Origin of the sequence: Acinetobacter sp. UBA3025, assembly GCF_002367915.1 — a bacterium.
GTDB lineage: Bacteria > Pseudomonadota > Gammaproteobacteria > Pseudomonadales > Moraxellaceae > Acinetobacter.
Map to the genome: position 1 here is coordinate 1 of NZ_DFDO01000124.1, position 7,109 is coordinate 7,109.

8 protein-coding genes are annotated in these 7,109 nt (G+C 42.4%); 3 read left to right on the top strand and 5 right to left on the bottom strand.

The features are described 5' to 3' along the window. Window positions 1-107: 107 nt before the first annotated feature. Window positions 108-386 carry a hypothetical protein gene (locus B4J23_RS05465; protein ID WP_125278324.1) on the bottom strand — a complete coding sequence of 93 codons (279 nt, stop codon included), beginning with the start codon at window positions 384-386 and terminating at the stop codon, window positions 108-110. Window positions 387-536: 150 nt separating this feature from the next. Further along, on the bottom strand, window positions 537-1,724 hold the full coding sequence (locus tag B4J23_RS05470; protein WP_034702596.1) for a phosphoglycerate kinase: 1,188 nt from the start codon (window positions 1,722-1,724) through the stop codon (window positions 537-539). Window positions 1,725-1,865: 141 nt separating this feature from the next. On the opposite strand from B4J23_RS05470, the gene B4J23_RS05475 reads away from it, so the two are divergent. Genes B4J23_RS05475 through B4J23_RS05485 form a run of 3 tightly spaced genes read left to right on the top strand, consistent with a single transcriptional unit; the run spans window position 1,866 to window position 4,036 of the window. Continuing rightward, window positions 1,866-2,249 (top strand): DUF2237 family protein, encoded by a 384-nt coding sequence (locus B4J23_RS05475; RefSeq protein WP_125278325.1) that lies wholly within the window; start codon window positions 1,866-1,868, stop codon window positions 2,247-2,249. Continuing rightward, window positions 2,249-2,842: a Maf family protein gene (locus tag B4J23_RS05480; RefSeq protein ID WP_125278326.1), complete on the top strand. Its 594-nt coding sequence runs from the start codon at window positions 2,249-2,251 to the stop codon at window positions 2,840-2,842. The genes B4J23_RS05475 and B4J23_RS05480 overlap by 1 nt, the downstream gene beginning before the upstream one ends. Before the next feature lie 24 nt (window positions 2,843-2,866). Continuing rightward, the gene (locus B4J23_RS05485) at window positions 2,867-4,036 is read left to right on the top strand and encodes a cupin domain-containing protein (RefSeq protein WP_125278327.1); all 1,170 of its coding nucleotides are present in this window, start codon (window positions 2,867-2,869) and stop codon (window positions 4,034-4,036) included. Window positions 4,037-4,121: 85 nt separating this feature from the next. Here B4J23_RS05485 and B4J23_RS05490 read toward each other — a convergent pair whose 3' ends face one another. The 3 genes from B4J23_RS05490 to B4J23_RS05500 form a co-directional block, all read right to left on the bottom strand. Then, window positions 4,122-6,020: a sensor histidine kinase gene (locus B4J23_RS05490; protein ID WP_171431224.1), complete on the bottom strand. Its 1,899-nt coding sequence runs from the start codon at window positions 6,018-6,020 to the stop codon at window positions 4,122-4,124. A gap of 23 nt (window positions 6,021-6,043) precedes the next feature. Continuing rightward, window positions 6,044-6,727, bottom strand: coding sequence for a LuxR C-terminal-related transcriptional regulator (locus tag B4J23_RS05495; RefSeq protein WP_034702603.1), 684 nt, complete (start codon window positions 6,725-6,727; stop codon window positions 6,044-6,046). A gap of 222 nt (window positions 6,728-6,949) precedes the next feature. After that, window positions 6,950-7,109: glutathione S-transferase N-terminal domain-containing protein (locus B4J23_RS05500; protein ID WP_291359168.1), on the bottom strand; the 160-nt coding region annotated here is incomplete at its 5' end.

The window sequence follows — 7,109 nt, forward strand, 5'->3', positions numbered from 1 at the left end:
GTAATGGGCCATATTCTACATGTTCAACTATTGCAATACAGCCAAAAAATACAATATTTTATAAAAAATCCCTGCAAAAGCAGGGATTTTTACTTGCATAGTCTGAGTTATGGTGTCATAGGCTCAGAAGCACCTGATACAAATTGATCTACAGTTGCGGCATCTGCAGGTGCATTGGCAATTTCAGCCGGAACATCTGTATTTTTTTCATCCAGAACCGGTTTATCAATCGCATCAATTGCGGCTTGCTGTTCCGGACTAATGCTCTCTTCATTTACAGCTGTTGTATTTTCTACGTTCTCTGCCGGTGTATTTTCCTGCTGGGTACAGGCAGTAAAAATAAAAGATGCTGCCAGCAATGCAGCTAAAGTGAGGTGCTGTTTCATCTAAAGATCTCATCTTCATACTCTATTGTCTGCATCTTATGACAGCTTTATTGCACTTTAATGAATCATTGATGAACAGATCTGGAATAAATAAGCGATAAAAATAAAAAAAGCTGGCATCAAGCCAGCTTTTTACATTAGGACATGCGATTAAGCACGCTCTAACAATACCGCAACTGCAGGAAGTGTTTTGCCTTCAACGAATTCAAGGAATGCACCGCCACCTGTAGAGATATAGCCAATTTTGTCAGCAACTTCGTATTTATCGATCGCAGCTAAAGTATCGCCACCACCAGCAATCGAGAAGCCTTCAGATTCAGCAATTGCTAGAGACAATGCTTTAGTGCCTTCACCGAACTGATCTACTTCAAATACGCCGACTGGACCATTCCAAAGGATGGTTTTAGATGTTTTCAGGATTTCAGCAAATGCTTTTGCAGTTTCTGGACCCACGTCAAGGATCATGTCATTATCAGCAACATCTTCAACTTTCTTCACAGTCGCTTTCGCTGCAGCTAATGAACCCAGGAAGTCATCAAAATTGATTTCAGATGCATCAGCAACCACAACATCAGTTGGAAGCGGAACTGAAACTTTTGCTGCAATCGCTTTCGCTGTATCGATCAGGTCATTTTCACACAGTGATTTACCTACATTGTAACCAGCAGCTGCAAGGAACGTATTTGCGATACCACCACCAACGATCAATTGATCACAGATATCAGACAATGAAGTCAAAACATCAAGCTTGGTAGAAACCTTAGAACCCGCAACGATCGCAACCATTGGTTTTTCAGGCGTTTTCAATGCACGACCCAATGCATCCAGTTCAGCTGCCAATAAAGGACCTGCTGCTGCTACTTTAGCTAAACGAGCGACACCTTCAGTTGATGCTTCTGCACGGTGTGCAGTACCAAATGCATCCATCACAAATACGTCGCAAAGTGCTGCATATTTTGCTGCAAGTTCAGGATTATTCTTCTTTTCACCTACGTTGAAGCGGCAGTTTTCCAGTAAAACCACTTGACCCGGCTGAACTTCAACACCGTCCAGATAGTCTGTGAAAAGTTTTACTTCCTGACCCAATGCTTCAGTCAGATAAGCTGCTACAGGCGCAAGAGACTGTTCAGCCTTCGGCTCACCTTCAACTGGACGACCAAGGTGTGAATACACCATGACAGCCGCGCCCTTTTCTACTGCAGCTTTAATTGTTGGTAATGCAGCACGTAGACGCGCATCGCTAGTGATTACACCATTTTTAACCGGTACATTTAAATCTTCACGGATCAGAACACGTTTACCCGTCAGGTCAAGGTCAGTCATACGCTGAAAGTTCATTGTAGAGCTCTCTTTATAGATATTAAAAACGAGGCGATTTTAAATGATTATGCAGAAAAAGGTTAGCATCTTTTGCAGAAAACATTATGAATGCCAAAGTTTTGTTATGATAGAAAAAAGCTTCTTCCAGATTCAGTACCTATGTCGATACATCCTGATCCTAATCTTAACCGTCTTAATGTTCTGGGCGAGCCTTTGGCGAGCTGTTGTTTTGATCCCCTTACTGGATATTTCCGTAATGGCTTTTGTCATACCGCACCTACCGATCTGGGACAGCACACTGTCTGTGCACAGATGACCTCTGAATTTCTGAATTTTTCCCAGAAAGTGGGCAATGACCTGATTACACCATTACCAGAACTGGGATTTCCTGGACTGCAACCTGGTGATTTCTGGTGTATCTGCGTTACACGCTGGGTAGAAGCTTATGAAGCTGGACAAGCGCCACCGATCAAGCTGCAAGCCTGTCACAAAGCTGTCCTTGCTTACGTTCCTCTCCATATTTTAGAAGAATACGCTGTCTAATGAATACCGCAAAAATCATCTTGGCTTCTTCAAGCCAGACCCGTAAAGAACTGATGAACCGTCTACGTCTTGATTACGTATCGGTCGTCCCGGACATAGATGAATCACCCCAAGGTGAAAATCATGCGGATGAATTAGCCAAACGCCTGGCTTTTGAAAAAGCTCGTCATATCGCTGAGCTACATCCTGATGCGATTGTAATTGGTTCTGATCAGGTAGCCTGGCGTGAAGGCGCACCAGATATCTTTATGGGTAAGCCTTTAACAATAGAAAAGGCCATTCGCCAGCTGCAGGCCAATTCGGACAAGATTATGTATTTCAGTACGGCGCTCAGCGTTCAGCAGAAATCTACCGGTTTTGAACGTACGCTGGTAGAACATTACAAAGTCAAATTCCGCAAACTGTCTCAAGCGGAAATTGAGCGCTATGTAGAGATCGAACAGCCCCTGCATTGTGCCGGTAGTTTTAAATGTGAAAGCCTTGGGATTAGTCTGTTTGAAACCATGATCGGTCAGGATCAAACTACCCTGATGGGTATGCCGATGATTCAGCTATGCAATATTCTGCGTGAGCTAAAGATTTTAGTTCCTTAATCTCCTTTATTTTAGGCTTTATTTATGTCCCTACCTCTAGACGTTTTAGGCGGTATTACCGCTGAACAATTCCTTGCCGAATACTGGCAAAAAAAACCGCTGCTGGTGCGTAATGCCATGCCTGAAATCGCAGGCCTGCTAGAACCTGATGATGTCATGGAGCTGGCACTTGAAGAAAATGTCACTGCACGTCTGATCAAGCAGAAAGATCGTGATCCAAATCAGTGGTCGGTAAAGACATCTCCTTTATTGAAAGCTGACTTCCAGAAGATGCCTAAGCTTTGGACTTTACTGGTTCAGGCTGTGGATCACTATTCTTTCGACCTGTCTGAACTCTGGAAAAAGTTTGCCTTTATCCCTCAATGGCGTCGTGATGACATCATGGTGTCTTATGCACCTCAAGGCGGTTCAGTCGGTCAACATTTCGACTTTTATGATGTTTTTCTGGTTCAAGGCTATGGTCATCGCCGCTGGCAACTGGGGCAAATGTGTGATGCCGAGACCAAACTTGTACCGGGGCAGCCATTAAAATTATTGCCAGAAATGGATGTGCATTTTGATGAAGTTCTTGCACCCGGTGATTTGCTGTATATTCCACCCGGTTTGTCTCATTACGGCGTAGCAGAAGATGACTGTCTGACTTTCTCTTTTGGTTTCCGTATGCCAAATGTCAGTGACATGATGGACCGTGTAGGCGATAAATTTTCGGAAAATGAAGTCTTACGCAATCCATTGACTGACATCATTCGCGATCATATCAGTGCTGCGGGTGAAGTCACAGGCAATGAACTTGAATATCTGAAAGGCAAAATCATGGAGCAGTTGCATAACTCCAATGTGCTTGAAGATGCCATCATGAGCCTGATGTCAGAACCAAAATATGAAGAGAATATTCCGGAAGCTGAAGAAATTGGTACAGGTGATCTGGAAGAAGCACTTGATCAGGGCTATAGCCTGATGCTTGAACCCGCTTCACGCTTACTCTATACAGAAGAAGATGGTGAAACCTTATTCTGGGCCAATGGTGAGGGAATCTGTATTTCTGAAGCATTTACTTCAAAACTGAAGCAGATTGCTGATGGTGCGCGTGTCTTATTGGATGAAGATTTCGCTGACGAAGATATACTGGAGGATGTTGCTGAGCTATTGAATGATTCTGTACTGATGCTAGTGCCACCGGCTGAAGAAGAGTAAGTTTTTATATCTCGGTCATTTTAAGTCTATAAAAAAAGAGGATCATATGATCCTTCTTTTTTATGTATGTATAATTTTGAGATGATTAAGGCTGATAGAGTTCCATCACCACGTGTACGCAAGTATCGCCTTTCGCAGACTGAATATCCAGCATTCCACCCATGCGTTCAATACGCATTTTCATACTGCGCATACCAATGCTCATGCCATTTTTCTGCACCATCTCCGGATTAAAACCGATACCATTGTCCTGAATTTTTAAAGTCAGTTGATGGGGTTGTGTATATTCCATACTCACACTCACTTTTGTGGCCTGACTATGCTTGATAATATTGGTCAAGCTTTCTTCTACCACACGGATCAGGGTCAGACATTGTAAAGCCGTAGGTTCACGCTGCCAGACTTTAGGAAATGACCATTCTACGGCGATATCCATTTCTTCCAGCAATTGAGTAAATCGGTAACGTACTGGCGCAATCCAGATCACTGGCGTTTCAGGCACTTTATTGTCAATAGAAGAACCGCTATCGATGATTTGACGCAGGTCATCCCTAAGCAGCTTCAGCATAGATAAAAACTGTCGATTGGAAATGTTTTCGGTACTTTGATCCACCAGAATCATGGAACGCACAATCGAGCCACCTAGTCCATCATGCAGTTCATGTGACAGATTAATCCGTTCCTGCAAACGCACATTATCCAGTTCTAGCTTATGCTGATCACTCAGGCTTTTATTTAGATCTGCACTGACTTGCCGTACTTTGGATTCCAGCTGCGTATTAAATTTTTCGATTTTTTTAATATTATGATTCAGTCGTGTCCCCATAATTAGCACGACAAACAGGATAATAATCGGTGATGTATAAGGTGATAAAGGTGATAATTCACTAACCGCCGTTTGACCCAGAATGATCAGATCTATAATGACACACAGCAAAATTCCCCACAGACAAAGCATCAGAAACAGATATTCGCCATTTCGAGTTTTAATTGCCCAGTAGCTAACATAGATGACACAACTAATATAAAGCAGCACATAGCAGACAAAAGCAACACTTAGCACTGCTTCTAAATGATCTAAAGAACTGGCTATGATGAATAGACTGAATAAAGCAGTCACCCCGATAAGTCCCCCCTCCAAACGCTGAAATTTCTGCTTCAAGAACCGAATTAGATACAGACAAAAACAGTGCATATAGAGGATAAAGAAAATCAGATTGGCTTTACCGGCCCATATACTGGAGGGAAAAGGAAAATTCTCTGTGGTTAATACATTGGAGATAAACAGAATCCACAATAATGAACTCAACGCCAGCCAGCCAAAAGTGGTTTCTGAACGTCGGAATAGCCAGATAATCAGGCTAATGACTCCAATCGTACCGGATAGAATCATATTGATCTGAAAGAGCGTACGGCGATCCCAGATCTTTTTTGAGTAATGCTGGTCATTGGCCATGATGTTGTGAAATTCAATTCTGCCAAGCCCTGCACCCTGGAAACTATAGCCTCGTACATAAATCAGCAGTTCATTGTCTGTCTGCTTCAAGCCCGCAATGGGCAAAATCCAGTAACGTGGTACATTCCAGCTTTTAGACAAAGGCTCTTGCAGGTTTTGATCCGACCACAGCAGATCATCATTCAGGAAAACAGCTCCAGCAGAGTTCAGATAATCAATACCAAAAACAATGGGTTCAGCGAGACGTATATTGTCCTGACAAGACCAGCCCCAGCGAATTTTATACCAGGCACCCCCATTATATTTTGGCCAGTTATTTTTCCAGTTATCCGGCAATGTTACAGGTTGCCAGCCCGCCTCCGGAATTTCGAGATGACTCGGGACTTGAACTTTTTGTTGCTGTTCAATGTTCACCTGACAAAGCTCGTTAATCTGAAAATTATTCTGTGCCAGACTGATGCAAGAGAATAGGCTCAGCCAGCTCCCTATTATCAATAAAGCGATGAGCCTTAATCTTTGTCCAACCATCTTGCTAATAGATAGCGTTTGCACTAAAGAATACCTAAATGCCGTGCTGTGCTGACTGCTTTGGTTCGCTTGCTGACAGAGAGCTTGCGGTAAATATGCTTGATATGACTCTCTACGGTATAACGTGACACGCAGAGTTCATCAGCAATTTCACGATTGCTGAGTCCCTGTGCCACCAATGAAAGAATTTCTTTTTCCCGTTGAGTCAAGCTTTCCTGTTCAGGATCAAGTACGATCTGCTCCAAAGAGGAAGATGGCTCTGAACTGGAAATCTGCTTGAGAATTTCCCGTGCAATAAAAGGATCAATAGGAGCTCCGCCGCGCAAAATACTACGAATTGCGAGACTCACTTCTGTATCATCGCGTTCCTTGAGTACATAACCTGTTGCTCCTGCTTTAATTGCTTTTAGCAGGCTGTCCTGAGTACTCCAAGCGGATACGACGAGTATCAAAGTTTGTGAACCGAGCTCATGTATTTTTTCAATAATGGAAATGCCATTTCCATCTGGCAGTCCAAGATCAATCAGTGCTAAACAGAACGGTTCTTGTTGCAGAAGATATTCGGCTTCCCTGACATTATTGGCGAATAGCAACACCTCATCGCTATACCCTAGATCCTTCAATATGTTCTTTAAACGGCACTGAATGACATATTCGTCTTCAACAATTAATACAGGTACCGGTAGTACGGCGTCTTGTGCTGTCATAAGCACACCCCTTATCGTTATTCTTATTACCCCATTGAAATTAAAATATAAACAAAAAAAGAAGAAAAATCATGAGTTTTTTTAACTTTATTGTGAGTAGCTCTAAGTATGAATAATTTTGAAAGCAGAGTTCTTGTTCTTGGAAAATTCAAAGTTATAAACCATAAAAATGCCATCTATTTTCAGATGGCAATTTTTTTATCTTCCAAATATTAGGGCAGTTTATTTTCTGCTTTTCTTCTCAGGACCATATTGCTGCTTCAAATACTCCACAATATCTTTGGACTCAAACATTTTTGTATTGGTATTTGGGTCAACCAGATAAGGAACCTGAATATTATCTCCCATTACTTTTAAGACCTGTTCACGCTTACCACCCGGT